Genomic DNA, 23,297 nt, shown 5'->3' on the forward strand with positions numbered 1-23,297 from the left:
GTGAGTTGCATGACATCGTCTGCAGTTGCCATGTCGGAACCACGTTCAGAGGGCAGTGGGCTGCCGCTAGAGTCCGCCGGTCGATTGGAGGGAACAGGTTTCTTAAGTGGCTTAGAGAGAGAATGTGGCACTGAGATCGCCAAGGACGGCGATTGAAGCTCGTTTCAAGCGAGGTGGATGAACGATTGGGCGCCAGTGGCGCGCCGCCGGGGTGACGACGGGGGTCGGCGCCTGTCCCAAAGGTTGTGACGGCTGTGCAGACGGGTGGGGCGCTCCTCGGTCCGGTTTACTCGCGGTGCGTTCCAGGCAAGGCTGCAATACCCCAGGGGCAGGATTTCTGGATTCCTGTTTGCGGCTAGCATCACCACGTAAAGACGTCGATCGTTCGACCATCTGCTGCGCTAACCTCGGCGGCGCCGCCTGGCCTGTATGGCAGCAAAAGTGACTGGGCGAAAATCCCAGGCGTCTACGCCGACGTCGTGCTGGCGCGTCATCGGCTTCAGCCGGCCATGAGAATGGCCGTGCAGGTTTATCGATTTCTTGCCGATCTGGTTCCAGGTGCGGAACGGGTAGTGGCAAAGAACCAAGAAACGGCCCTCGACAGTCAGCTCCTTGTAGTGTTGCACGCTAGCCCAAGCCGAAGCGCGGAGCGTTACCACGCCGTCGTTGTTGCCGATGATGAGGTGCTTGGTGCCGTGGAGGCAGGACAGCAGCGAAGACACTGTCTCGGCCGATCCCTTGGCAAAGTCGCCGAGGTGCCAAACCTCGTCGTTTGGAGCAACAGTCTCGTTCCAAAGTTCAGTCAGTGCCTGGTCATGCGCCGCCAATGAACTGAAGGGGCGGGGGTCGAGCCGCAAAATGCGGGGATCGTTGAAATGCGTGTCGGAGGTGAAGAAGATCATGCGCCGCCGCTGGCTGAGACGAGCGCTCGACGAACGCTTCTAAGTTCGCTTGCCGGAGTGCCTTTTGGGTCCATCATCGATCCTGATTTGGGCTTCCCTGAACATCTTGAGTGCCTCTTCCTTGGTGAGGCCGCACTTGCGCGCAAAGTAGAGCGCTTCGATCGCTTTTTCACGATCCGCCGTGGCTTCTGTGTGCTGTTTGGGCTTTTTACCCATCGTTCTCTATCACCTTTGATGCCACCGAACCATCACCGTGCCGGGTTGTTCCCTCCATCGGATCTGCTGACCTGCCGAGCGCGGCAGCCTGATGTCGCCGATAAAACGAGATCCCGAGACCTTAGCAGGCATCAGCTTGGTCGTTTCTATATGGCTCTATATGGCCCATCTGGGAGGCACAGTCGGAGCTCTAAAGTTGCCGAACGCCTTGCAGACGGTTGCTTTTGGCTAGAGCGGGACGCGGCTGGCATCTTCTGCCGAAGGCGGCTCGCGCTCGCGGAGGAACCATGTAACGCGCTTGTTGAATCGTAGTCTGAAGACCAAACCTCGATCACCTCGTGCACCCGACGGTAGTGCCATGGCGATCCGGAACCTCGAGGCATGTGGAGAGTTGTCCAGCAGCCCAGCGGAGATCCAAGCCATGGCGCCACCAGATGCCAATCCCGGCGCCGCCGCGCAGCCAAAACGCTCTGGCAAGCGACAACCCCATCACCGGCACGGCACAAGGCCTCCGGAGCAGGATTATCTATCGACGGGCTTCCAACGATATGAAGGACATGGCCCATGAACGTCGCCAACCTGCAATTGGAAGGTTTGCTCATGGCGGTCGCGGCCGTCAATAACGCCTTGGTCCGCAGAGGCCTTCTCTCGGTCGATGATATCGACACGGCGTTGAAAAACGCCGAAGCCTCGTTCACGGTTGATGAGCGCCTCTTCGAGGATATGTCGCCTGCTAACCGCGACGCAGTGTGTTTCCCTTTGCGTCTTTTGCGGCTGGCTAACACCAAGCAGTTCGAAGCGAGTGTGCCACCGTTTTCCGAGCTGGCCAGGCAGGTGGGGATCACCAAGCAGCCTAACAACGACCAGATGTGAGGGAGGAAGGTCGACCTGCGCGGGTGGCCTCAAAAGACTTGATGAACGATGACCCTGTAGATTCGCTCGCCAACGCAATTCGCCATCGCAGCGCAATTCTGTTTGTTGGGGCAGGGGTGTCGATCAGTGTTGGACTACCCTCCTGGGAGAAGCTGATAGAGCGAATGGCAAAGGAGCTCGGCGTCGACGACGAATTTTCCACGCGACGCGATCGTTTTCAAACCCTGGCCGAGTACTATCGGATCAAGCATGGCAGCATCGGGCCACTTCGCAGTTGGATGGACAGAAACTGGTCCGTCCCCAAGGACCGGATCGAGAAATCCGAGTTGCATCGTCTCATCGTGAGGCTCGACTTCCCTGTCATCTACACAACTAATTATGACCGGAACCTAGAACTGGCTTATGAGATATACGGCCGGGACTACGTGAAAGTGGCCAATGCACGCGATGTAGCGCAGGCCCGCCAAGGCGTTACCCACATCGTCAAGTTCCATGGTGATTTCGACGAGGATTCGTCCCTCGTCCTCACCGAAACGGACTACCTCGATCGCCTCTCCTTCAATTCTCCGCTGGACGTGCGTTTTCGCTCGGATGCACTCGGCAGCACGATCCTCTTCATTGGCTATAGCCTTTCCGACCCAAATATTCGGTTGCTGTTGCACCGTCTCTGGCAGACGTGGCATCGGTCCGGCTATGAGAAAGATCGCCCGCCCTCGTTCATCCTCATGACCAGCCGAAACCCTGTGGAGGAGGCCGTTCTTGGGCGTTGGGGCATTTCGGTCGTCGTCGGCGAAATCGACGAGCCGCAAGCTGCTTTGGTGGACTTCCTCAGCCGGCTGGCGGAGATGGTTGGGGATGGGGAACTGTCGCCAAAAAGTGGGCGATAGCAACATCCGTATGATGGGCAGTTCGGCGGGCTCTCAAGGAGCGGCACATGGCAGAGAATTCCGTCCGGAATTTCAAGTTCAATTGGCGTCAAGGATACTATCGCGGCACGGAGAGCTAATCGGAAAACTTACTCACGCGCTGCCTACTTCGAAGTGCCTTTCACAGCGGTAACGGCTCAACCTCGATGCGCCTTGCGCCGAGCTTCAGCGCAAGGCGCGAGCTTGTTTAGCAATGACGCTACCGGCTGATCAACGCTTGGCGTTCTCACTCTCCGAGTCGGCCCGCGCCAGGAACTGCTCGGTTGTCGCTGGAATATGGCTTTTCAACCAGTCCGCCATTGCGACTTCCTCACGCAGGTTCTCTTCGCAGACCTGGGCGACCTCTGCTTCACCCAGGGATTTGGCAGCGGCGATAAGGATTGTGTAGGAGGCGATTTCCATGTGCTCGAACGTGTAGCTTGCAAGCGATCCTTTCATCACTTCGTCACCGGCGAAGACCCCGCTGAGCGACTGCGCCATCGCCGTCAGCTTGCCGCCGGCATCCTTCAGTGTGGAAGATCCTTGTCCGATGCGGTCGAGACAGGTTTCCAGCCGAGCAGCCTGCTGCCTGGTCTCCTGGACGTGCTGGCGAATCCGTTCGCTGAGCTCAGGATAGTTCTCAATTCGGTTCAACTGCCCATTCAACATGGTCTCGGCCTGCTCTTCCATGGCGTGAGCATCCCTGAGCCATTGGACAAGCCATTCGCGCGATTCTGACATTTCATATCTCCTTCATGGGTCGGCCAGAACTTTCAAAGGGAGATATTGTTCCTCATCGGTTGAACTGCGGCCTCGGCCTGTATCGCGAGCCTTTTGCTGGTCGGCGCTGGATTCAGGCTCCTGGACCTCGGGCGATGGGCATTGCCGCGGCGCTGGAAACGCATTCTGCAGAATGACCGAAGCTGCTGCCGTCACCGCGTTCGGCGATGGGTATCTCTACGAGTTTCGTGTTGGCTCGTATTCTGCTGCCACGCTGCCATGTGTCAGGCTAAGCTCTGTCTTGCCCGAGCTGGCCGGCATTTACCGTTTGTCTTGCGAAAACAGCCCGTTGGCTCAGCGAGGCCCCGGGTTCACCAGCGGAGTTCTTGTTTTCACGAACGAATTGCAATGGAACGTCACGGCGTTTCGCAGGTTGGTAATGGAATTTCGCAACCAAGGAAACGAGCCATGACTTCTTCAGACAATTCTTCAGTTGGCATATCACCCCGTCCCGAAAAATCGGGTGGCAGGAGCCCGCCAAAGCAGGCGACACCTTCACCGGCCGCAGAGAAAACCTCTGGAGCAGGTCCTGCGATGGCCGAGCATTCGAAAGACGCCAAGGCGCCCAAAGGCGGTCGTCAGCCTGGGGCTTATGTCAAGAATTAGACGGCCGAGCTGCGTTGAGTTTCGGCTGGCCGCCATAGTCGAAGCACGAGGAGGTTCTTATGCAGATGATGGAAATTGTCGTCAGCCGAGACCAGGCTCCGGTCGTGGAATTCCGCGGGGAGGGCGGCGAGTGGATTACAGTCACCCTGCAGGCCGGGCATAGTCTTCCCGACGACGAACTCATCGCAAAGGCCAAGGCTATGATGATTCAGGTCGCTCAGTTCGGGATGGACCAGACCAACAGTGCAGCGATGTCTGACCGGTTGTCGGCTGATGAGGTGATACAATCCGGAATGTCGGGATAGAATAGCGGGAAGGCGAACAACGACCGCCGGGGCAGCCTTGCGCAACGGAGCGGGCAATAGTTCCATGCAGACCGATCGAAGATGGGAGCATGCGGATCGACGAGCGCTCGGCGGGCGCAAACTGGCATCCGGCGGCCTTGCTCCGATACGCAGATGGGGATGGCTGGAGCCATTATCGCGATCATCAGCCAAGCCCACCATGAGCATATCCCCTTGCTGATTGGGAAAGTGACGACATTGCGGAACTTCGGATCGCCGCCGCGCTTAATCCGGCGGAGGAGTTATCCGATGAACGCGACCAAAGTGTTTTTTGAAACCTGGCTGCAGGAGAATGTCGGCACTCTTGCTGGCAAAGAGGAAGTGAGCTTCGCCGTGCTTGTCCAGCAATTCGAGCAGGATGCCGAAGCGGCCGGTTATGGTCGCGAGGTGCGTGAGGACGAGCTCGGTAACATTGAAGATGCGATCGAACAAGCGCTAAAGAACGCCCGAACTAGGGTGCATGGTGACGCCGATGGCGAACCCACCGATGTGGCAGCCCTCATGGATGCGCTGGAGGTCGAAGATGCCAAAAGCGGGCCGTAGGCCTTACCAGATTAGCTCTATTCGTTTGTCGAAGTTGCCGGGGTAGCCCTATGGAGCAGTTTCGCAAGGACATGGCCGCCTTGGCAGAGCCGGCTTTCTGGGTGACGATTGGTTTGCTTCTGGTCCCGTATGCGCTTGGAACGGTGCTGCTCGTTTGGACCTGCGGCTGCCTGTAGTTTGCTACTGACACACCCGTAGCGGTTCAATGGCTCTAACGCCCGAATTCCCTACAATACCGAGCTGATGCGCTTGCGGGGGCCCTGTGCTGCAGCAAAGTCTGAACGATCTCGTCGCGAGAAAAGTTCTCGTCGACACTAGGCTCCTTTGCTCCCGGTAACAATATCGCGTTGACAGCTTTTTGCGAGAGGGGGGAAGGCCGCCGTTCAGTTCAGGCGCCGACGCTATCTGCGCTCTCATAGTTCCAGCTACGGCCCCCAACACCATGCTCCGATCACGCGCCTGAGCATCCGCGCGTGTCCCTACATCGAAAATAGCCCTGCAGCTTGCGAGTTGCCTTGGAACACTTGTGTCATAGGAGAACCAAGATGGCCATCGCACAAGCTGCCAACGACAACCACCAGCCGGGCGAGAAACCGGAACATGCAACCGAAATCTCACTCAAAGTGGCGATAGACCAGTTTAGGGCGGGACGCAGGTGCAAAATGGCACCACGGGCAACGAGAATCGGGGCGAGGCACTGAGATGCCGCGGATCAATGATGACGGTCGCAACGAGAATACCACATCGGCTGCAGCACTCATTGTCGACAAGGAACGTGCTGAGCGCGCCGCCAAGACGGCGCGGTTGAAGGAGGCTCGCCTCGCACAAGCCATCACGCCCGGTCCCAGCCAACGCAAGCCGCGTGTCACCAAAAGGTTCGCAGGATTTTTGTTGCTGGCTAGGAGGTGTCCGTGACTCGCAATCACGACAAAGAAAGATACGACCGCGCCAAACGTATCAGCCAAGAGATGCTGGACGCTGAACGAGCCGAACGCGCCGAGAAGACGGCGCGGCTGAGACAAGCAAGGCTTGCACAGCATCTGGTGGAGTCGTCGCCGGCGCAACCGCAAATTCATCGCAAATCCATTCAGGCTCTCAAAAAGAGAAGCCGTAAAGCGGCGCGGCGTTTAAATTCGACCGAGAACGTCTATCAATACCAATGGCGAGCAATCGCGGGGACTTTGCATCTCCGCACCTCGCCATTAAAGCTGCGAGCGAAGCCTGCTCGCAAAGTAGTCGGTGACCTTTTCGCTTAGCGGACGAGCTTGCCATTCTTCCACACTGACCTGCCTTGATCGTTTCAAGTCCTCGTTGAAAACGTCTATTTGCGTCCGCGCGAATTCCATGCCGTAGACATTCAGAGTGGCCTCATCGTTGAGGCGCAAGGAACGCTCATCCAAATTAGCCGAGCCAAAGCTCACCCAGACATCGTCGACGATCAAAAGCTTCGGATGGTACATTGTGGGTTGAAACTCAAAGATGCGCACACCGGCCTTGAGCAATTCGCCCCAGAAGTAACGTGAACCCTTTCGCACTATAGGCACGTCCGTCAGCCAATTGGGAACGATGACATCGACCGAGACGCCTCGCCTCCTTGCATCAAGAATCTGCTGCAGGGCTATGTCGTCCGGTACGAAGTAGGCCATGCCGATGCGCAGATGATCCTTGGCCGCGGCTATTGCCGCCAACATCATCAACTCCATGTTCTCCGAGCCGTTTGGCTGCGAAGAAAGTATTAGCTGGGCATCGAGCCCACCAGCGGGCGCAACTGCAGGGTAGAACTTCGCGCCCTGCAATGTCTCGCCGGTCGTCTCAAGCCAGTTTTCGGCGAACGCCGCTTGGAATGCGGCCACGGCGGGTCCTTCGATCCGGTAATGCGTGTCGCGCCATTCATTTGAGTTGCGTGCGTTCCCGCGCCAATCATCGGCAATGCCGACCCCGCCAGTGAAAGCGACCCGGCCATCGACGATCAGCAGCTTGCGATGAGTTCGGTTGTTTACACGGTCCAACGTATACCAGCGTAGCGGCCGATAGCGTTCGAACCTCACACCGGCCGTGGTCATGATGTGGATCAAGTCCTCGTCGAAGGGAAGGCTGCCAACCCCGTCGACGTTCACGCGGACTTCGACGCCTTCTCTGGCCTTGGTCGCCAATGCGATCGCGAACTCGTAGCCGATGGCTCCTGACCAATAAATATATGTCTCCATGTCGACGCTGGATCGAGCCGCCCCGATTGCTTGCAGCATTGACGGAAATATTTCGTCCCCGTTGATGAGAGTTTGGACCGCATTGGAACCGAACATCTGCCCTTGCGAATAGCTGCTCATCGTCTTGGAAAATTGGGGATCCGTAGCGTCGAACCGGTGGGGAACGATTGGTCGTAAAACGCGCGGCTCTGGAGTGAGATTTATGATCAACACCGTGAGCAGGCTGGCGATAGCGGCAATGGCCAGATAGATGAGCACCTTTCGCCAGAACTCAATGCCGGAGGTCTTCTTGCGGGCGCCTGACGCAACGGAACCGAAAGGCTGCACGTCAATCGCCCCGCTGCTGGCGATGGCGATGTCTCTCGATCTCCTCGGGCTCTTCATCGTCGATCCGCGTGATGTTTGAAGCCGCGTGATCTGACCGCAGAACCTCGTCAAGCTTAGCGTGGATCGCTTGAGTGTCGCGGTGCTCCGCGCGCTGGATGAACAGCGTCATCGCCCAAGTAAACAATGTAGCGGCTCCATGCCAATCCAAGCTCTGTCGCTCGAAAATCATCCAAAGGATTGCATAGGCCAGCAACACCAGGAACGCTGCGGGACGGGAAGTCAATGTGCCGATTGAGGTAAGGGCGCTCGTGACCGGATGATTTGCCATTCCAAAGAACTCGCGGCAGTGCCCCTGGTTCCGCGGGGCATTATATCCCCCCGCCATGAATCAACAAAAGGTACAGTTGAGCAGCGCGCGCTTTCCAGGTGTCCTGCGTCGGCCCTCCCACATGCCATCCGGCATCGAGAACGGTCTTGATTTGGATAGTCTCGCCAAGCGTTCGGTTCAGCAAACGCTCATATCGGCGACGAGGCGATTTGGATTCAGCCGCTTCGGCACCTGCGGTTGCGCTTGGTAAATTCTGCTGCACGTTGTGCCCCATCAATCGCGCCGCGAAGAGTTATAGTCGCTGGAGTATAGGGCTTCGCCGTCTACACCCTTGCGAAGGTTAAGCGATGAATGGGCGGTGGGCGATCTTCACGCATGAACAACGGCCGAGTGCATCATAGTTTAATGACAGCTGGTGGGCTGTGCCGCATAAAGCCGTGGTCCGCGGCTGTGTAACGGGTTTCGCTGCTTGGAACGACTATCGCACTCTCGCCCGTTTGGAGGAGCCTGATGCTTAACCGACCCATCCGCATGAACACAGAAGCTCTCTACCCCAGTGACCTGAATATCCTTCGCGCGGCATTTGACGCGCTGTGCCAGGAATTTGCCATTTTGCCTGACACGGCGGCGGCCTATGCCGTCGCAAGAGAGTTGATCAGGCTGTTCCAAACAGGAATGACGGAAGCGGCCACGCTGATGATTGCCGTGCGCGCACGTTGGCGGGACGATTGGGAGATGGGACGCAGCAACGCTGCCTGACGTTGGATGGTCATGCGAACACCACCCGCTGCATCCTTTTCGGCACCGCCGCGTTGACGTCAAACCTGCCAGAATGGCCGATCCGCTGCACACCGACTGGAGCAACCGATGCCGAAATTTCGCTTCGAGTTTATCGAAGGCATGTCGCAGCCTGCAATCTTCGCCGATATGGCTGATCGAGATGAGGCTGTCAGGGAGGCGAAGCGCGCTGCCAAAGAGGCCATGCTCGACGGAATTGTCGACGGCGTGGACCCGACCAGTTGGGTGACGAAGGTTTACGATGAGGCAGGCTATCTCGTCGCCACTGTCGGATTCCAGGATCTGGTCGCTGCGCCCAAGGATACGGAAGAGTTCAAGGAAACAGAGGAGCCTGGCGTCTTGCGGTCGGGTTGAAGCCTGGTGTCTCTACGCTGTCGCCATCGAGCCGGATGTCCCGAACACCGCCCTTGGAACATCGTACGAACCAAATCGTTCGCCGGTGATGCGCCGAACCATGCACGATAGCCACGTCAGTCGACCGGCCGCCGAGACCGAAGATGTCCTGATCGTCGGAGGCGGGCCGGCAGGACTCACCGCCGCTCAATATCTGGCCCGTTTTCGCCATCGCGTGCTGGTGATCGATGCCGGCGATCCTCGCGCCGCCTTGATCCCAACGAGCCATAACTGTCCTGGCTTTCCCGAAGGGATAAGTGGAGCCGATATTCTGGATCGCCTTCGACGTCACGCCACCTTGTATGGAGCCACTCTGGTTGGAGGGCAGGTCTATTCCCTCGCCCCTGCCTATGGGGGGTTCGTCACTGAGACCTCGATTGGCGCAATCCGGACACGCAAGGTGTTTTTGGCGACAGGGATCACCGACACGACACCCGTCATTCCGCGTCTACGCGAGGCAATTGCCGCAGGTGTCATTCGACTCTGCCCGGTATGCGATGGGTATGAGGCGATCGACCAGAAGATTGCGGTCGTCGGGCACGACGTGAGAGCCTTGAAAGAGGCCATTTTTCTCAGTCGGTTTACACCGCTCATAACGATGCTTGGGAGCGACGCATCCGACTTTTCGATCAGCACTCGTCGTGCGGCGAGCGCAAGAGGCATAGTCGTCGGTGACGCTCTCGACACGCTCTGTCCGGCAGCAGACGGCTGCGAGGCGATTTTGAAAGATGGGACGTCATACCGCTTCGATGCCATTTATCTGGCACTGGGATGCAAGGTTCGTTCTCAACTCGCCGAGGCCGTTGGCGCAAGATGTTGTAAAGACGGCTATGTCACAGTCGACGAGCATCAGCAGAGTTCCATCCACGGCATGTACGCCATCGGTGACGTTGTCAAAGCGTTGAACCAGATAGCCGTCGCTTTTGGACAGGCTGCCATTGCCGCGTCGCATGCCCATAGAGAGCTGGAGAGCGCCGAGCGGACTGGATTTGCAGATCAGCCTTCTCAATGAACATGAGACCACGCGGCTGATCGGGATGTCGGCCGCTTGACGGCGCGTCGAAACGTCTCAAGCCCGGCCGACAAGAAGTTGCCGCGCCCTGCAATCGCAGCAGATGATCCCGCCAACAGTTACAGCCGCGGAACATTCACTGCGGCACGAGGTTTTGGCTGCAGGCCTACAATCCTCCCTCAGTGTCTGGGCCTTGAGGCTGCCGAAGCAGCTTCGGCCCGTCTCGGCTTTGTCCGGGGCGGGCTTTCCATCTAAGAAAACACGTGGAACATTCTTTCTCGTCCAGCGTTAGCGCGCGCCGGACGACCTGTTCTGCGATCTCTTGCTGGCCGGCATCAGAGGTTGCAACCACAGCTTCAGCCCGCCTCGGCCCCTCTCGAGACGGGCGGCGCGCGGAGTTGAGATGCGATGCATAGAGACGCCTTCACGCCATCAGAACTTGCCCTACTCAGTCGCGTCTTCGCACGCAGCAAAATCAAACACGAAACCGCAACCGAGAGGGAACGCCGGGCATCACGTATTCTGGCCTACTACCAGGCGGGGATCACGGACGAGGATGAGTTAGAACAGCTTTCTCGCCAACCGCTGGGAAGGTGACGATTAGTCTTCCTTCTTCAGAGCTTCCGCCTCGTCTTTGAGCTTCGGCCAATCGGCGCCGTGCTTGCGAAGCAGCGTTCGGGCCTGCTTGGGGTCAATGTCCGTGAGCTCGACCAGATGTTCGACCTCAAGTTCCTGGCCTTTCGCTACCCGGCTTGCCTCGTTCGCTTTTCGTTGCACTTCGACACCCACTGCTGAGACAACATGAACGAGCGCCGAGAGTGCGCGTTCCAGAACTTTATACAAAAAATACGCGACACCGGTTGGGCCGTATGGGACGGGCTATGCCCTTCTGGCTGTGCCTTGCCGATTTCTTCCATGTGGGCCCGCCCCGACTTGTCGTCGGTCGCAAATCGCGGCGGCATCTTCGTCCGACTGTCCGACCACGCGGCGTGTGCCGGCGCTCGGCAGCTTTTCGACGCAGCAAGTCCGGTGCGCACGTCACCTCATCAACTTGATCTGAAGCGAGATGCTCAGCCTCAGAATCCTGTCGCCGTTTTCGTTCCGCACTTCAACAAACACTTGCTGCCCGTCCACCTCAGTGAGTGCATCTCTCGTAAGGTCGATAAGGCCCTCGAAGCCCACGCGGCGCACCTCCTCCAAACCGGCACATTCGATGCCGATTTGGTCCTCGAAGACCAGATCGTGATCGCCACTATCAAAGAAAAATCGTGCCATGCGAGAGCATCCGTCACCACTAAACTGCAGGGTTTCTTTGGTGCAGGTAGGTCGTGTCGAAATCACCTGCATGAGTGAGGCCAAGCCAATCCAGAACATGCACTCTTGATCCTGTGGTGGCGATGAGGCCTCTACGTCGAAGTTCCTGAAGCATTCGGTTGACGTGGACTGTGGACAAGCCCAATGCATCGCCAAGGGCTGCCTGGGTAATGGGAAGATCCGCGACGTGATCCTGGATGCGTCCAACCGAGCGCAAGCGAAAAATCAATTCGCACAATATGTGAGCCATGCGCGTGTATGCCTCGCGTCTTCCCACATTAGTGACCCATTCCCTGTAAATAGCTGCATCGATCAGGGTCGACCGCCAAAAAGCCGTCGCGATTCGAGGATGCTGTTCGCAAACGGCGCGAAGAGCGTCATGTCGTATGAAGCCCAGTCTAGCTGCTGTGAGGGTCGTAAAATTGCAATCCATGACCGACAGATGCAGTCCGTGCAGATCCGGAATATCCCCAGCCACAAAGAAGGATGTAATCTGCCGTTTGCCGTCGCCGGTAAGTTTGGTGGAACCGAGCAGGCCATCCAAAACGACAAACGAACTGACAGGACGGTCCCCCTCACGCACCAGGTCGTAGTTGGGCAAAAAATCCTTCTCCTGGATCGGGATGCTCTTCAAAACGTCGATGTCGGTCTGTCGAACATCCGAGATGCTCAGGAGTTTGCGGATTAGTACATCCGAGGATGAGGTGGGAGACAAATTGGCTACCTAGCTTATGTTATTTATCGAACTTGCAATCGCGCTGAAAGTTCCGTGACATTACAGAGCGGCGGCGGAGAACGGGCCCGGTTCGGCGGGTGATTGGACCGCCGCACAATCGAACCCGCAGTTATGCCGCCCATAGGGGAGCCTGCGGAGCCACGCATTAACCTATGACATGGGCTGTGTTCGAAATTGTCGCTGAGATAACCATTGGCGCCAATTCGGCAAGGCTTTGACGTCCGCAACGGAACATATGCCCCAACTGGCGCTACGAGGTTGTTCCGCCGAGACAATCTGCAAGCACCTTGGAGCGGCAATACAGCTCCTGGCGCTCCGCTAAGCTCCGCTATTTGAAACAGTGGCTGGCTCACGCACGAACTTCATCCGCGGCGGCACGGCGAATGCCGTGAACCGCTCAGCCAGTCTGTCGAGGGCTTGGCGCATGCCAACTCCCGCAGCTGGCGCTCCGTGTCCGCTGATCACCATCTGCGGCTTCAGCGCAGCCAGTTGTTTCACGGATTTTTCCGCCGCATCCCAATCCGGTGTGAAGTAGCGCGGTGGACCATGCATCTCCAAGTCCTGAACGGCGACTTCATAGACCGACTCCTGACCCGTGGTGATGAAGGCGTCCCCAGCGATCAGCGAGCGGTCTTCTTCGCGCCAGAGAGAGACATGCCCCGGCGCATGCCCGGGCGTGTGCAGCCAGCGCCATCCGGGCATGCCGGGGACCGATCCGTCGGCCGGCAAGAGTTGCAGGCGATCTCCGAGATCGATTGGGCCACGAGGAAAGAGTGGCGAAAGCAGCGCTATCAGGCCGCCCCCCACCCAAGGATCAGGCGGTGGATAGGACCCGGTTCCGTCCAAATAGGGACGCTCGAGCGGGTGCGCGAAAACGGGCGCATCCCATGTGCCGGCCAGATCCACAACCGCTCCCACATGGTCGAAATGGCCATGGGTCAAGATGATCGCGGCGGGCCGCGCGCCGGCTCCAAAGCGCTTTTCCGCGACCGCCAGGATGCTGCTTCGCGACGTCGGCAAACCCGTATCGATCAGGACCCAGTTTCGATCTCCGCTGCCGGGAGCGCCGAAGAACACGACATTCACGATTGTCAGCCGCAAATAGGCCAAATCCGGCGCGATGCTCCAGACGCCGTCGCCACGATCCTCGCGCCTGGCATGGTCGATGTCGGAAAGTCGAATCTGAACGGTCATGCTGTTCCCTGCCTCCGTTGTAACCGCTGGACAATCGATGACGGCTCGGTCCCGAACTTGCCTCGGCGCACCTTGTTCCCTGGCTCCTGTCTGCTCCACCGGCTCGGTGGGCTCGATCGGGGAACAAAGGCTCGACCATCCGGGTTTGGCCCTGAGTAATACACTGGACGATGGTGCAGCATGGCAAATGAGAAGGGGTTGCCGCATGAGCGAAGCAGCACAAAGCGATAGCGATGGCTTGACTTCGATTGCGGGCACGTCGGCGTTCGCCAGTTTTTTCATGGCTGGCTTTGAGTGCTCGTCGCACCGGCGCAAGGACGGCGTTCGCCTCGATCTTATCCGCGCGACGTCGCATTATTTGCATGCCCTGGGCGACTACCGCGGTTGCGCCGAACTCGGTCTTCGTACCATCCGCGACGGTTTGCGCTGGCACCTCATCGAAACCGCTCCTGGGACCTATGACTGGTCAAGCTGGACGCCGATGGTCGAAGCAGCGCAATCGGCAGGTGTCCAGGTCATCTGGGACATTTTCCACTACGGATCTCCAGACCACGTTGATCAGGGGTCGATGCATTTCATCGATGCCTATGCCTCGTTCGCCGCGGAAGCTGTGAGGGTTCATCGTTCAATCGCCGGTACAGCACCTCTGTTGTGCCCAATCAACGAAATTTCGTTTTTCGCCTGGGCTGTTGAGGTCGGGTATTTCCCGCGCGTCGGTCCGAAGAAGCGGGGATGGTTCAAGCGGCACCTCGTGAAAGCTGCAATAGCTGGCGTTCGCGCGATGCGGGAGGTCGATCCCGCTTGCAGATTTGTCTGGGCCGAGCCGCTTATCCACATTGCTCCTCGCGACCGAACGCGGACCGAACGGCGCCGGGCCGAAAATGCCCATCTCGGACAGTTCGAAGCTTACGACATGCTGCTGGGCCGGGCAGAACCTGAGTTGGGGGGCAGCGAAGATGTTGTCGATGTCGTTGGCCTGAATTTCTACCCACACAATCAGTGGTACCTAAACGGGCCGACGATTCCGATGGGGCATCACGAGTACCGTGCCCTTTCGGAGATGCTGATTGAGGTCGCGCATCGATACGGCAAGCCGATGTTCATCGCCGAGACCGGCTCCGAAGGATCGGGCGGGGCGGCTTGGCTCCATTATGTCTGCGACGAGGTGCGTGCCGCAATCGGTCTCGAAGCGCCAATCGAAGGTATTTGCCTATACCCGATAACCGCCTATCCGGGCTGGGACAATTCGCGGCATGCGGAAGTGGGATTGTTTTCGGTCATCCAGGCGGACGGCAGCCGACACATCCGCACGCCCATCGCGGATGAATTGGCCCGCCAGCAAACTTTGTTCGCGGCGAACCCGACGCGTTAGATACATGAGCGGCACGAGGACTGTTGCGAGCGCCTGTTGACGCCGCTTTGCCACGTCCGATGCTCCCAAGTACGTCTAGGTGGGGAGCTACAGCGCCCCTTCGGCCAACGACGCCTTCCCCGCGCTCGCCCATTCCGGGACGCTCTTTTGGATGCGGGCGAAGGTTGCCAGGGCCTGCCCGACCACCTGATCCATGTTGTAGTAGCGGTAGGTTGCCAGGCGGCCGACAAACCACACGTCGGGACAGGTTGCGCCGAGCGCTTCGTAACGCTTGTAGAGCTCTTCGTTTTCGGCCCGCGGCACCGGATAGTACGGGTCCCCGATATCTGTGGGATATTCGTAGGTCAGGCTGGTCCGCGCGTTCTGCTGGCCGGTCAGATGTTTGTACTCGGTGATGCGGGTGTAATTTTCCGTCTGGGGGTAGTTGACGACGGCAACCGGCTGAAACTGCTCTTGGTCGAGGGTGACGTGCTCGAAACGGAGCGAGCGATAAGGAAGACGCCCGAGCTGCCAGCCGAAGTATTCGTCGATCGGGCCGGTATAGATCAGGTGGTTGAATGGTATCTCGTCACGAATTTCGCGGAAGTCGGTCTGCAACATGACCTTGATGTTCGGATGGTCGAGCATGCGTTCGAACATTCTCGTGTACCCGCCGGCCGGCATCTTCTGGAAGCTGTCGCTAAAATAGCGGTCATCGCGGTTGGTTCTGGTCGGCACTCGTGCCGTCACTGATTTGCTCAGTTGGCTAGGATCGACGCCCCATTGCTTCCTGGTGTAGCCACGGAAGAATTTCTCATAGAGTTCGCGTCCCACCGTGCTGACGACGACGTCCTCGGCCGTTCGTACGTCCTCTACGGTTTCGCGCCGCGACGCGAAGAACTCCTCCAACTGTGTGGAATTCAGGTCGAGGCCGTAAAGGCGATTTACCGTGTCGAGATTGATCGGGATGGGAAGCAGTTTCTCATCCACGGCCGCCAGCACCCTATGCTCGTATGTGCGCCATTCCGTGAACTGCGAGAGGTAGTCCACGATCGACTGGCTGTTGGTGTGAAAAATATGTGGCCCATAACGATGGATGAGGATGCCGGCTTCATTATAGCAATCATAGGCGTTGCCGCCGACATGGCTGCGGCGGTCGACCAGGAGAACACTTTCGTGGCGCTGGGAGGCTATCCTTTCAGCAAGCACGCTGCCGGCAAATCCCGCGCCGACGATCAGCCAATCGAACATGGCTATGCACTCCTGCGGAGAGGGATGACCTTCTTACCTCGATAGGCACGCTCGATGTGAGCGGTCATGCCACTCCATGTCTTTTGCCAAGACATGTCCGCAAGATAGGCGTCGACTTGCGGCAGGAACGTCTCACGAGGTCGCAATAGAATGGAGCGCAGCTTGATTTCCAGATCGTCACTGTCGGCGATTTCCACCAGTCCAGCAGCGCCGTAGCTGCGCACAACGTCAACGATTGCCGTCGAGATCACCGGGAGACCGGCCGCTAGGAACTCTGGCGTCTTGGTCGGACTGATGAAGCGGGTCGCTTCGTTGAGTGCAAACGGCATCCAACCGGCATCCCAATGGCGCATATAGTGGGGCAGGTCGCAGTAGGCCTTCGCGCCCAACCAATGCAGGTTTTCGGCTCTGGGCAGGGTTGCGGGGTCGATCTTGACGACCGGGCCAAGCATCACGAAATGCACGTCCGACATAGTCTCCGCCGCCTGCGCTACGAGCTCGACGTCCAGCCGCTCGTCGATAACTCCGAAATATCCGACCCTCGGATGAGGAATGCCGGCCTGGTCGGTTGGCTCCTTTCCTGGGCGTCTCGCAGTGTGAAAGTGCTTCACATCGATGCTGCTAGGAAAAGGGAAGATCGCGTGATGCAGGTGACGCTTGGTCTCGAACAGGCTTAGGCCTCCGGTGAAAACGAGATCGGCGCGGCGCAGCAGGGCCTTTTCCATCTGCCCCAGCTCGGGCGGCGCATTCTTGAATGCGGAGAGTTCGTCCATGCAGTCATAGATGCATATGTCTGGGTCGAGGTGCTCGGTGAAGCGCAGAGCCATCGGCGTGTAGTACCAAGCGATCAACCGGCTGTGCGGCATTGAAGCTATGATCTGCTGGACAAATCTCCGCTGGACGGCATCTGCTTTCGCGGCCGACATGCCGAGCGGAAGCACTGGCGTCACAATTAGAATGCTTGGCGCTGCCTCGCTCGTCCGCATCAGCGGCTGTGGCAGGTCTTCGAAAACAGGCTCTTCGAAGTAGACCACTCTCTGCTGCATGGAGGCGAGACTGAGGATATGTTGCGGGCGTTGATGAACGAAATTCCACCGCAAATGGGAGAAGCAAACCAGTAGATTTTCCCTGCCAGCGCGGTTACTGGCGACTGCCCCACCCAAGGCTGCTTCCATTGAAGATTTCCTTCCTTTAGTCTGTCGTTTATGTTCCGACTAACATTTGTTAGTCGCGGACGGGAGAGAACTAAACTTCGTTCCCGTCTCCTAACTTTCAACGAGGTGAGTTGTTCCAAGGTGAAATGGAGCGCCTTCAGTCGCCGCTCGATAGACGAAAACGAGATCCGCTCGCTGAGTCGAGAACGGCTATCGTGTGTCGGCGGGCTTTGAGGCGCGGGGCGACTGGGGAATGCTGGTGGAGAACGGCATTGCCGTATTTGCGTTGAACTTGTCGGCTATAAAATGTGCAGAACATCACGTTGATTCGCCTGCACGACTGGCGATTCGGTTTTGGCAGGGCAAGATTCCGGGGCTGATATGAAGATCGACTTTGCGACCAATGTTTTTCCGCTGTTTCATCCGCAAAGCGTCGATGATCTCAAAGACCCGTGCCCTGTCTTCGATGGCAGTCTGTGGCACGTCTTCGGCTCAAGTGGCACGGTGACCACCGAGACGTGGAGGATCCTTCATGCCACGGCGCCCGATCTCTATGGACCGTGGACCGAGCATCCGCCGATCGAACTTCCTATCAACGGGAGTGGTGTTGCGGCTCCCGGCGTCATCCACGAAAGCGGCGTCTTTCATATGTTCATCCAGACCGAGTTCATGAAGTCTGGCGGCCGGTGCGAGCACGCGGTTTCCAATGACGGATTCCAGTGGGTGGTTCTCAGCCCGGCGATCCTTGCCATCCCGGACACCGAGGAGGACGGCATTTACGATCCGCATCCCGCAGTTATTGGCGGCAAGCGCTACCTCGTCTATTCCGCGATGCCAAAATTCACCAGGGTGCCGCAACCCGACATCTACCTCGCACGGAGCCAATCCGACTCGTGGTTCGGTCCCTGGAAGCGGATCGGCAAGATCCTCGACCATAATGATGTCCCTCACCATAATACGAGAGAGGATCCCGACTATGAATGGGGCATAGAAGGCGCACAGCTGGTCGAGTTGCCGGACGGTCGGGTGCTTCTCAATGCCACTTGTTTTCTGCCGAATGGACTTCGGGGGAACCGGCAACGCGTGTTCTTCGCTATCGCTGATGACGTTGCTGGACCTTACGTATCGATCGGCCCGGTGCTGGAGCCAGGCCAGCCGGGAGAGAACGGCCACTCGACGGTGATGATCGAAGGCAGCCAACTATCGTTGTTTTACCAAAGCCGGGTCGCCACGACCGATCATCGGTGGCGCTACGGCCTGGCCAGATGCGACGTCGCCCTGTTTTCCAAGGTCGCATGATCCCCGGTGCCAATGGGCACCCACGGCGTAGACCGACTGGACGGCTCGCATTGCGCAATGAGCTTCCGTAGCTCGAGACGTTCCGTCGGGAAGCCTGCCGGAATTAAACGTTCCTCCTACGGAACAATGCGTCCGAGCTGAGGTTCGGCTGACTTCAAACCAGGAGTCAGCCATGTATTACACCGACAAGAAATTGCAGTACCCGGTTCGTGTGGAAACGCCGAATCCAGTCTTTGCCCGCGCGTTGCAGCAGGCCATAGGTGGAGTAGAAGGCGAGATCCGCGTCGCCTTGCAGTATTTCTTCCAGGCATGGGGATGCCGCGGACCGGCCAAATACCGCGACCTGTTGTTAAACACGGCGACCGAGGAACTCGGCCATATCGAAATGCTGGCGACTGCGGTCGCCCTCAATCTAGAGGGTGCACCACTTTCGCTGCAGGAGGACATCTCGTCGGACACGGTCGGCGGCTCGGTCCTCAACGGGATGAACTTCCGCCATATCTTGTCGACCGGCCTGGCCGCACTGCCTGAAAACGCCAACGGCGTTCCCTTCAATGCTTCGCATGTCTATGCCAGCGGCAATCTTGCCGCGGATATGGTCGCAAACGTCACCGCGGAAGGAAGCGGCCGCGTACTGGCTACCCGCCTGTACAACATGACCAACGATCCCGGCATGAAGGACATGCTGTCCTTCCTTATTGCGCGCGACACCATGCACCAACAGCAGTGGCTCGCGGCCATCGAAGACATGGGCGGACTGAACGCGTCTCTGCCGGTCCCCAACTCCTTCCCGCAGGAGAAGGAGCATCAGGACGTATCCTATGCCTTCATCAATTGCTTCGTCGAAGGTGTCGAACCAGCGCGGGGACGTTGGAGCGATGGACCCTCGATGGACGGCAAGGGAGAGTTCTCCCTGGTCGCCGGTGCACCAATGGGCGAGGAGCCCATGCTTTCGCCGCCACGGCCAAGTTCCGGCGCCCAGAGCGAGCAGATGATCGACAGGCGGGCCGCCGAATAGGCTGTCATAGCAATACCGAAGGCAGCCGGCACTGGCTGTCTCCCCCTTGGAGCTTCTCGCTGACTCGGCCGCACGCGGTTATATCGGCCAATTGACGCTGTGTACGAGAGACAGCGCAGCTCATTGGTGATTGGTGTGTGCCTGACGAGCTCTCCATTTTCAGCCTAGCTATAAATGCTTCACCTAATGGAACATCGGAGGTTCCACGAAGTTGGGAAGCCACGGAGGACGTGCACATGAACAGTGTCATCTATCTTATCGGCCTTATCGTTGTCGTGCTCGCGGTCCTCTCCTTCCTCGGTCTTCACTAGGTGGCCCATGCAGCGTGAGAACGATCAGGGCGGACAGCCCACCGATTTTGACAAGGCGAAAAGCGACGTTTCCGACAGGCTTCGCCTGGAACAAGAACGTGCCAGCGAGTTGCTCCACGACGCGCGTGACACGGTGACCCACAAGGCTGGCGACTATGCATCTGAAGCCAGGGATGTCATTTCCGACAAGGCGGAGGAAGCTCAGCGCGACATCGGATCGAGTCTGGCGGCGCTGGGCGGCGCACTGCGCGCGGCCAGTGACCATCTGGCCAACAACGATGAAAGGAACGCATCGAAGTTCGCATTGGATGCCGCCGGTGGCTTGGAGCGGCTTTCATCGTCATTGAAACAGAAGCCGTTCGGCCAGGTCCTGGAGGACGTGCAGTCCTTTGGCCGGCAAAATCCCGGTGTCTTGCTTGCCGGATCGGTATTGGCCGGATTGGCTCTCGGGCGGTTCATCAAGGCTTCTCCGCCGGCGGGTCCTGAAGCAGCTCAGGGAGCGTCGGGAGACATCACGTCCAGCCAGGCCGCCGATTGGTCCGCCGACAGTTCCCAGAATTTCGACCTTCTCGGCGAGGATCCGGCCACTCAGAATGCGGAGCAAGACAGATGAGCACACAGGACAATACCAGCCTTGCCGGGCTGGTGACGGACCTGGCCCAGAACGTCACCACGCTGGTGCAAACCGAAGCCAGGCTGTTTCGGGCAGAGCTCTCTGAAAAGCTTACCAAAGCCGGAGCAGGTGCCGCGGAAGTGCTGGGCGGCGCGATTTGCCTTCTCGCCGCGCTATTGGTGTTGCTGCAGGCACTCGTTATCGCACTGACACGGGCAGGGCTTGGCGCGGGGTGGTCTTCTCTGCTGGTCGGTGTGGTCGTGGCGGTCCTCGGCGTCATCCTGCTGCGGACCGGGATGGCCAGCATGGCGCCTTCGGAACTTACCCCCGACCGGACCCAGGAACAGCTCAAGCGCGACGCGAGCGTGATCAAGGAACAGGTGAGATGAAAGAGAAATCCGCAGCCGAACTTGAACGCGAGGCCGAGGCGGCTCGCGCCCGGGTGATGGAGACCGCCGAATCCATTCGAGGCAAGATGACGCCGGGACAATTGCTGGATGAGTTCACCGGGCTGTTCTCGGGAGGGGAGAGCTCGGCCATGCTCAGCAATCTCAGAACGCAGGTCCGAGACAATCCTTTGCCGGTCACCATGGTGGGCGCGGGTCTGGCTTGGCTGATGTTCGGCAGCGGCACATCAAACACGGCCCACGGTCCCGCTGGTTACCCATTGCCTTCAGCGCCGGCACGACATGATGAAGGTGAGCGCGGCGGCTTCAGCGGCACGCTCTCCGATGCCGCGGAATCGCTCTCATCGAGCGCTACCAGCGTCGGCGATACCATATCGAGCACCGCAAGAGCCGCTGCGGCGGGTCTGACGGGAAGCGCTGCCAATGCAAGCTCGACGACTGGTGACATGGCGAAAGCCAGCCGCTCCGCCCAATATCTGTTGGAGGACCAACCCTTGGCCGTAGCGGCCGTCGGTCTCGCCATCGGTGCCGCTATAGGTGCAATGCTGCCCCATACGGCAACGGAGGATGAGCAACTAGGCGCCTATGGGGACAAGCTTCGCGACACCGCCGAAACCATGCTCGACAGGGGTCTCGATGAGGCCAAGCAGGTCGCCGCTGACGCCTATGAGACCATTAAGCAGGAAGCTGGCCGGCAACATATGGAAGCAGGCACGATGGCCGATCAGCTCGGCGAGATTGTGAAGTCCACAGCAGACAAGACCGAGCGTGCCGTGCGGGAACGGATTTCCGATCCGTCTCAGCGCCAAACCTAGCTTGGTAATCATAGATCAACGATAGTCGGTCTCTTCCAGAAAGGGGTCGGCGTTGTCCGTCGAACGGTGAACCGCTCGAGTCATTTCAGAGCGTAGAGGTAGGCCGCGATATCGCGCGCCTGCTGCTCCGTAATCCGTGTCGATGGCATGGCCGTGTGCGGATTGACTTCCCTTGCCGATCGTATCCAGCGGATCAGGTTCTCTGGATTGTTGGCTAGCCCGCCGCCGATAAAAACACGGTCAGCAAGACTGGCATCCAGGCGAGGGCCGACCTGCCCTTGCGCGCCCGGCACGCCCGCAATCGTATGGCAGCCGGAACAGCCGTTCGCCGTCATGATCGGCAAGGCCCTCGCAGTGTCACCGCCCGTGGCCGCCTCCGCCTCGTGGCGGACGCGTGCGGCCCGATCGGACCACCAGGTCATTCCGGCCACGGCCGCGACGAGCAGCACCAGCGCGGCGCTGACGGCGGCAAGCAGTTTAGACAAGCTCGTACGCATGCGCCGCCTCCCTGCTTCCGCTCGCCTTGATCCACAGCGCGGCCAGCAGCAGCGCTACGCCGCCATAGATCAGTCCAGCTGGAACCCACATGACCAGCCCGGCAAGCTGCTGGTCTTCCAGGGGACTCAAATTCCACAGTGCCGCTCCCTCGGCGTTCTCCGGGTACCAGAGCCGTGGCGAGAGCAACAGGAGAACGCCGAGCAGGCCGGTATGCAGCGAGGTGATGAAGAGGTGCATCACTGCGCTCCCATAGGCATGCTGGCGGCCGGGACGCGGCAAGAGCACCCACCAGAACAGCAGCCCTGTTCCGAAGAAGCTCGCGTGCTGTGCATAGTGCAGCACGCCGCGTTCGAGCGCGGCTTCGAATAACACCGGAATGTGCCAGATCCATATGGCTATGCCGTGGATAATGGTCGCCATGATCGGCCGCGTTGCGAAAGCCCAGACCGCCTTCAGCCAATTGGCGTGCCCGGCAATTCCCAGAATGCGCCGGAATCGGGTGGGTAGGCCCCACATCAAGGCAGCAGCCGGGCAGGCAGAGACCAACAGCGGCGCCGCCACGGCCATCAGAAGTTCATGCTCGATCATATGCGCCGCAAATACCTGCTCGCCGAGCGCATGAATCGGGCTGACCAATGCGGCTGTCAACACGCCCCATCCGGCCGTGAACAGCAGAGCCTGGCGCAGCCGCAAAGTCCTGCCGCGGCCGCTGCGCCGCCAAAGCCGGCTCGCGCCCACGACATAGGCGAGTCCGAGGACGGCAAGCGGCAGCGTAATGGGCAGCGCGAGCGTCCACCCGGCCTCGGGTGCGCCGGCGCCGTAGCAGATGGAAGTAGAGAACAGCGCGTCCAGGTTCATCGCAGGCACTCATCCAGGATCAGCGCCGCGCTGCCTTGCATGAGGATCACAAGCGCAAACAGCAACGCCGACAACATTCCGAGGTTGGCGACGAAGCGCTCTGTGCCGCGCGTACGCTCCGGCTTGAATGCGGCACCGCCTCGCCGCTTCGCCCGCCACGACAGCGCCCCGCCGAGCAGCGACAATAAGACGAGCAGCAGCGCCACGGGAAGCACGACCGGCACCTGGCGATTGCATTGCCAAG

At 59.0% G+C, this 23,297-nt stretch carries 30 protein-coding genes; 16 read left to right on the plus strand and 14 right to left on the minus strand.

The window, feature by feature from the left end; genetic code table 11:
- Positions 1-401: 401 nt before the first annotated feature.
- Both NKJ04_RS24305 and NKJ04_RS24310 read right to left on the minus strand, forming a co-directional pair.
- A complete protein-coding gene (locus tag NKJ04_RS24305; RefSeq protein WP_352677647.1) occupies positions 402-902 on the minus strand; it encodes a metallophosphoesterase family protein in 501 nt (166 codons plus the stop codon).
- A gap of 39 nt (positions 903-941) precedes the next feature.
- On the minus strand, positions 942-1,118 hold the full coding sequence (locus tag NKJ04_RS24310) for a hypothetical protein (RefSeq protein ID WP_352442909.1): 177 nt from the start codon (positions 1,116-1,118) through the stop codon (positions 942-944).
- A 564-nt stretch (positions 1,119-1,682) separates the two neighbouring features.
- Between NKJ04_RS24310 and NKJ04_RS24315 the strand changes: the two genes are divergently transcribed.
- Both NKJ04_RS24315 and NKJ04_RS24320 read left to right on the plus strand, forming a co-directional pair.
- A complete protein-coding gene (locus NKJ04_RS24315) occupies positions 1,683-1,991 on the plus strand; it encodes a hypothetical protein (protein WP_023811900.1) in 309 nt (102 codons plus the stop codon).
- 41 nt (positions 1,992-2,032) lie between these two features.
- Positions 2,033-2,878 carry an SIR2 family NAD-dependent protein deacylase gene (locus NKJ04_RS24320; protein WP_352442908.1) on the plus strand — a complete coding sequence of 282 codons (846 nt, stop codon included), beginning with the start codon at positions 2,033-2,035 and terminating at the stop codon, positions 2,876-2,878.
- A 249-nt stretch (positions 2,879-3,127) separates the two neighbouring features.
- On the opposite strand, the gene NKJ04_RS24325 is transcribed toward NKJ04_RS24320, so the two are convergent.
- Positions 3,128-3,637, minus strand: coding sequence for a ferritin-like domain-containing protein (locus NKJ04_RS24325; RefSeq protein WP_128305833.1), 510 nt, complete (start codon positions 3,635-3,637; stop codon positions 3,128-3,130).
- Between the two features lie 172 nt (positions 3,638-3,809).
- Here NKJ04_RS24325 and NKJ04_RS24330 point away from each other — a divergent pair, with 172 nt between their 5' ends.
- The 5 genes from NKJ04_RS24330 to NKJ04_RS24350 all read left to right on the plus strand — a co-directional run bounded on the left by NKJ04_RS24330 (position 3,810) and on the right by NKJ04_RS24350 (position 6,425).
- Positions 3,810-4,088, plus strand: coding sequence for a hypothetical protein (locus NKJ04_RS24330; RefSeq protein WP_352442907.1), 279 nt, complete (start codon positions 3,810-3,812; stop codon positions 4,086-4,088).
- A gap of 253 nt (positions 4,089-4,341) precedes the next feature.
- Positions 4,342-4,587 carry a hypothetical protein gene (locus NKJ04_RS24335; RefSeq protein WP_023811904.1) on the plus strand — a complete coding sequence of 82 codons (246 nt, stop codon included), beginning with the start codon at positions 4,342-4,344 and terminating at the stop codon, positions 4,585-4,587.
- 288 nt (positions 4,588-4,875) lie between these two features.
- On the plus strand, positions 4,876-5,169 hold the full coding sequence (locus NKJ04_RS24340) for a hypothetical protein (RefSeq protein WP_023811905.1): 294 nt from the start codon (positions 4,876-4,878) through the stop codon (positions 5,167-5,169).
- A gap of 50 nt (positions 5,170-5,219) precedes the next feature.
- Positions 5,220-5,345, plus strand: a complete 126-nt coding sequence (locus NKJ04_RS24345) for a hypothetical protein (protein WP_023811906.1) — start codon at positions 5,220-5,222, stop codon at positions 5,343-5,345.
- Positions 5,346-6,080: 735 nt separating this feature from the next.
- On the plus strand, positions 6,081-6,425 hold the full coding sequence (locus NKJ04_RS24350; protein ID WP_352442906.1) for a hypothetical protein: 345 nt from the start codon (positions 6,081-6,083) through the stop codon (positions 6,423-6,425).
- Here the strand turns inward: NKJ04_RS24350 and NKJ04_RS24355 are convergent.
- Both NKJ04_RS24355 and NKJ04_RS24360 read right to left on the minus strand, forming a co-directional pair.
- On the minus strand, positions 6,372-7,703 hold the full coding sequence (locus NKJ04_RS24355) for a phospholipase D-like domain-containing protein (RefSeq protein ID WP_352677651.1): 1,332 nt from the start codon (positions 7,701-7,703) through the stop codon (positions 6,372-6,374). The genes NKJ04_RS24350 and NKJ04_RS24355 overlap by 54 nt on opposite strands.
- Position 7,704: 1 nt before the next feature.
- Positions 7,705-8,031, minus strand: coding sequence for a low affinity iron permease family protein (locus tag NKJ04_RS24360; protein ID WP_352677653.1), 327 nt, complete (start codon positions 8,029-8,031; stop codon positions 7,705-7,707).
- Between the two features lie 510 nt (positions 8,032-8,541).
- On the opposite strand from NKJ04_RS24360, the gene NKJ04_RS24365 reads away from it, so the two are divergent.
- From NKJ04_RS24365 to NKJ04_RS24375, 3 genes are all read left to right on the plus strand, one after another.
- The gene (locus tag NKJ04_RS24365) at positions 8,542-8,790 is read left to right on the plus strand and encodes a hypothetical protein (protein ID WP_127296096.1); all 249 of its coding nucleotides are present in this window, start codon (positions 8,542-8,544) and stop codon (positions 8,788-8,790) included.
- Between the two features lie 108 nt (positions 8,791-8,898).
- Positions 8,899-9,183: a DUF6894 family protein gene (locus NKJ04_RS24370; protein ID WP_023811910.1), complete on the plus strand. Its 285-nt coding sequence runs from the start codon at positions 8,899-8,901 to the stop codon at positions 9,181-9,183.
- Between the two features lie 100 nt (positions 9,184-9,283).
- Positions 9,284-10,234, plus strand: a complete 951-nt coding sequence (locus tag NKJ04_RS24375) for an NAD(P)/FAD-dependent oxidoreductase (protein ID WP_352677656.1) — start codon at positions 9,284-9,286, stop codon at positions 10,232-10,234.
- 600 nt (positions 10,235-10,834) lie between these two features.
- Here NKJ04_RS24375 and NKJ04_RS24380 read toward each other — a convergent pair.
- From NKJ04_RS24380 to NKJ04_RS24395, 4 genes are all read right to left on the minus strand, one after another.
- Complete coding sequence (locus tag NKJ04_RS24380) at positions 10,835-11,077, minus strand: hypothetical protein (protein WP_352552161.1); 243 nt, start codon at positions 11,075-11,077, stop codon at positions 10,835-10,837.
- A gap of 195 nt (positions 11,078-11,272) precedes the next feature.
- The gene (locus tag NKJ04_RS24385; protein ID WP_127296098.1) at positions 11,273-11,509 is read right to left on the minus strand and encodes a DUF6894 family protein; all 237 of its coding nucleotides are present in this window, start codon (positions 11,507-11,509) and stop codon (positions 11,273-11,275) included.
- Positions 11,510-11,528: 19 nt separating this feature from the next.
- Positions 11,529-12,263, minus strand: coding sequence for a Crp/Fnr family transcriptional regulator (locus tag NKJ04_RS24390; RefSeq protein ID WP_352677659.1), 735 nt, complete (start codon positions 12,261-12,263; stop codon positions 11,529-11,531).
- Positions 12,264-12,602: 339 nt separating this feature from the next.
- Positions 12,603-13,478 carry an MBL fold metallo-hydrolase gene (locus tag NKJ04_RS24395; RefSeq protein WP_128305823.1) on the minus strand — a complete coding sequence of 292 codons (876 nt, stop codon included), beginning with the start codon at positions 13,476-13,478 and terminating at the stop codon, positions 12,603-12,605.
- A 205-nt stretch (positions 13,479-13,683) separates the two neighbouring features.
- On the opposite strand from NKJ04_RS24395, the gene NKJ04_RS24400 reads away from it, so the two are divergent.
- A complete protein-coding gene (locus NKJ04_RS24400) occupies positions 13,684-14,850 on the plus strand; it encodes a glycoside hydrolase family 26 protein (RefSeq protein ID WP_352677661.1) in 1,167 nt (388 codons plus the stop codon).
- Between the two features lie 87 nt (positions 14,851-14,937).
- Here NKJ04_RS24400 and glf read toward each other — a convergent pair whose 3' ends face one another.
- On the minus strand, positions 14,938-16,080 hold the full coding sequence (glf, locus tag NKJ04_RS24405; RefSeq protein WP_352552155.1) for a UDP-galactopyranose mutase: 1,143 nt from the start codon (positions 16,078-16,080) through the stop codon (positions 14,938-14,940).
- A gap of 2 nt (positions 16,081-16,082) precedes the next feature.
- Entirely contained in the window at positions 16,083-17,255 is a 1,173-nt protein-coding gene (locus NKJ04_RS24410) for a glycosyltransferase family protein (protein WP_023811918.1), read from the minus strand.
- 360 nt (positions 17,256-17,615) lie between these two features.
- On the opposite strand from NKJ04_RS24410, the gene NKJ04_RS24415 reads away from it, so the two are divergent.
- From NKJ04_RS24415 to NKJ04_RS24435, 5 genes are all read left to right on the plus strand, one after another.
- Positions 17,616-18,533, plus strand: a complete 918-nt coding sequence (locus NKJ04_RS24415) for a glycoside hydrolase family protein (protein ID WP_352442897.1) — start codon at positions 17,616-17,618, stop codon at positions 18,531-18,533.
- 172 nt (positions 18,534-18,705) lie between these two features.
- Positions 18,706-19,551, plus strand: a complete 846-nt coding sequence (locus tag NKJ04_RS24420; protein WP_352552153.1) for a manganese catalase family protein — start codon at positions 18,706-18,708, stop codon at positions 19,549-19,551.
- A 318-nt stretch (positions 19,552-19,869) separates the two neighbouring features.
- The gene (locus tag NKJ04_RS24425) at positions 19,870-20,475 is read left to right on the plus strand and encodes a hypothetical protein (RefSeq protein ID WP_352677664.1); all 606 of its coding nucleotides are present in this window, start codon (positions 19,870-19,872) and stop codon (positions 20,473-20,475) included.
- The gene (locus NKJ04_RS24430; protein ID WP_352442894.1) at positions 20,472-20,864 is read left to right on the plus strand and encodes a phage holin family protein; all 393 of its coding nucleotides are present in this window, start codon (positions 20,472-20,474) and stop codon (positions 20,862-20,864) included. Before NKJ04_RS24425 ends, NKJ04_RS24430 begins: the two co-directional genes overlap by 4 nt.
- Positions 20,861-21,697 carry a hypothetical protein gene (locus tag NKJ04_RS24435; RefSeq protein WP_352677666.1) on the plus strand — a complete coding sequence of 279 codons (837 nt, stop codon included), beginning with the start codon at positions 20,861-20,863 and terminating at the stop codon, positions 21,695-21,697. Before NKJ04_RS24430 ends, NKJ04_RS24435 begins: the two co-directional genes overlap by 4 nt.
- A gap of 80 nt (positions 21,698-21,777) precedes the next feature.
- Here the strand turns inward: NKJ04_RS24435 and NKJ04_RS24440 are convergent, their stop codons facing one another.
- The 3 genes from NKJ04_RS24440 to NKJ04_RS24450 are packed head-to-tail and all read right to left on the minus strand — an operon-like array spanning position 21,778 to position 23,259.
- On the minus strand, positions 21,778-22,194 hold the full coding sequence (locus NKJ04_RS24440) for a c-type cytochrome (RefSeq protein ID WP_352552145.1): 417 nt from the start codon (positions 22,192-22,194) through the stop codon (positions 21,778-21,780).
- Positions 22,175-23,053 carry a cytochrome c oxidase assembly protein gene (locus tag NKJ04_RS24445; protein ID WP_352552143.1) on the minus strand — a complete coding sequence of 293 codons (879 nt, stop codon included), beginning with the start codon at positions 23,051-23,053 and terminating at the stop codon, positions 22,175-22,177. Before NKJ04_RS24445 ends, NKJ04_RS24440 begins: the two co-directional genes overlap by 20 nt.
- A complete protein-coding gene (locus NKJ04_RS24450; protein WP_352677669.1) occupies positions 23,050-23,259 on the minus strand; it encodes a hypothetical protein in 210 nt (69 codons plus the stop codon). Before NKJ04_RS24450 ends, NKJ04_RS24445 begins: the two co-directional genes overlap by 4 nt.
- Positions 23,260-23,297: the final 38 nt, after the last annotated feature.

The organism is Mesorhizobium sp. M0618 (genome assembly GCF_040320765.1).
GTDB lineage: Bacteria > Pseudomonadota > Alphaproteobacteria > Rhizobiales > Rhizobiaceae > Mesorhizobium.

Bases quoted from the DNA above. Each gene is read 5' to 3' on its own strand.
- NKJ04_RS24305 (WP_352677647.1), bottom strand. From the start codon at position 902: ATGATCTTCTTCACCTCCGACACGCATTTCAACGATCCCCGCATTTTG.
- NKJ04_RS24310 (WP_352442909.1), bottom strand. From the start codon at position 1,118: ATGGGTAAAAAGCCCAAACAGCACACAGAAGCCACGGCGGATCGTGAA.
- NKJ04_RS24315 (WP_023811900.1), top strand. From the start codon at position 1,683: ATGAACGTCGCCAACCTGCAATTGGAAGGTTTGCTCATGGCGGTCGCG.
- NKJ04_RS24320 (WP_352442908.1), top strand. From the start codon at position 2,033: ATGAACGATGACCCTGTAGATTCGCTCGCCAACGCAATTCGCCATCGC.
- NKJ04_RS24325 (WP_128305833.1), bottom strand. From the start codon at position 3,637: ATGTCAGAATCGCGCGAATGGCTTGTCCAATGGCTCAGGGATGCTCAC.
- NKJ04_RS24330 (WP_352442907.1), top strand. From the start codon at position 3,810: ATGACCGAAGCTGCTGCCGTCACCGCGTTCGGCGATGGGTATCTCTAC.
- NKJ04_RS24335 (WP_023811904.1), top strand. From the start codon at position 4,342: ATGCAGATGATGGAAATTGTCGTCAGCCGAGACCAGGCTCCGGTCGTG.
- NKJ04_RS24340 (WP_023811905.1), top strand. From the start codon at position 4,876: ATGAACGCGACCAAAGTGTTTTTTGAAACCTGGCTGCAGGAGAATGTC.
- NKJ04_RS24345 (WP_023811906.1), top strand. From the start codon at position 5,220: ATGGAGCAGTTTCGCAAGGACATGGCCGCCTTGGCAGAGCCGGCTTTC.
- NKJ04_RS24360 (WP_352677653.1), bottom strand. From the start codon at position 8,031: ATGGCAAATCATCCGGTCACGAGCGCCCTTACCTCAATCGGCACATTG.
- NKJ04_RS24365 (WP_127296096.1), top strand. From the start codon at position 8,542: ATGCTTAACCGACCCATCCGCATGAACACAGAAGCTCTCTACCCCAGT.
- NKJ04_RS24370 (WP_023811910.1), top strand. From the start codon at position 8,899: ATGCCGAAATTTCGCTTCGAGTTTATCGAAGGCATGTCGCAGCCTGCA.
- NKJ04_RS24375 (WP_352677656.1), top strand. From the start codon at position 9,284: ATGCACGATAGCCACGTCAGTCGACCGGCCGCCGAGACCGAAGATGTC.
- NKJ04_RS24385 (WP_127296098.1), bottom strand. From the start codon at position 11,509: ATGGCACGATTTTTCTTTGATAGTGGCGATCACGATCTGGTCTTCGAG.
- NKJ04_RS24395 (WP_128305823.1), bottom strand. From the start codon at position 13,478: ATGACCGTTCAGATTCGACTTTCCGACATCGACCATGCCAGGCGCGAG.
- NKJ04_RS24400 (WP_352677661.1), top strand. From the start codon at position 13,684: ATGAGCGAAGCAGCACAAAGCGATAGCGATGGCTTGACTTCGATTGCG.
- glf (WP_352552155.1), bottom strand. From the start codon at position 16,080: ATGTTCGATTGGCTGATCGTCGGCGCGGGATTTGCCGGCAGCGTGCTT.
- NKJ04_RS24410 (WP_023811918.1), bottom strand. From the start codon at position 17,255: ATGGAAGCAGCCTTGGGTGGGGCAGTCGCCAGTAACCGCGCTGGCAGG.
- NKJ04_RS24415 (WP_352442897.1), top strand. From the start codon at position 17,616: ATGAAGATCGACTTTGCGACCAATGTTTTTCCGCTGTTTCATCCGCAA.
- NKJ04_RS24420 (WP_352552153.1), top strand. From the start codon at position 18,706: ATGTATTACACCGACAAGAAATTGCAGTACCCGGTTCGTGTGGAAACG.
- NKJ04_RS24425 (WP_352677664.1), top strand. From the start codon at position 19,870: ATGCAGCGTGAGAACGATCAGGGCGGACAGCCCACCGATTTTGACAAG.
- NKJ04_RS24430 (WP_352442894.1), top strand. From the start codon at position 20,472: ATGAGCACACAGGACAATACCAGCCTTGCCGGGCTGGTGACGGACCTG.
- NKJ04_RS24435 (WP_352677666.1), top strand. From the start codon at position 20,861: ATGAAAGAGAAATCCGCAGCCGAACTTGAACGCGAGGCCGAGGCGGCT.
- NKJ04_RS24440 (WP_352552145.1), bottom strand. From the start codon at position 22,194: ATGCGTACGAGCTTGTCTAAACTGCTTGCCGCCGTCAGCGCCGCGCTG.
- NKJ04_RS24445 (WP_352552143.1), bottom strand. From the start codon at position 23,053: ATGAACCTGGACGCGCTGTTCTCTACTTCCATCTGCTACGGCGCCGGC.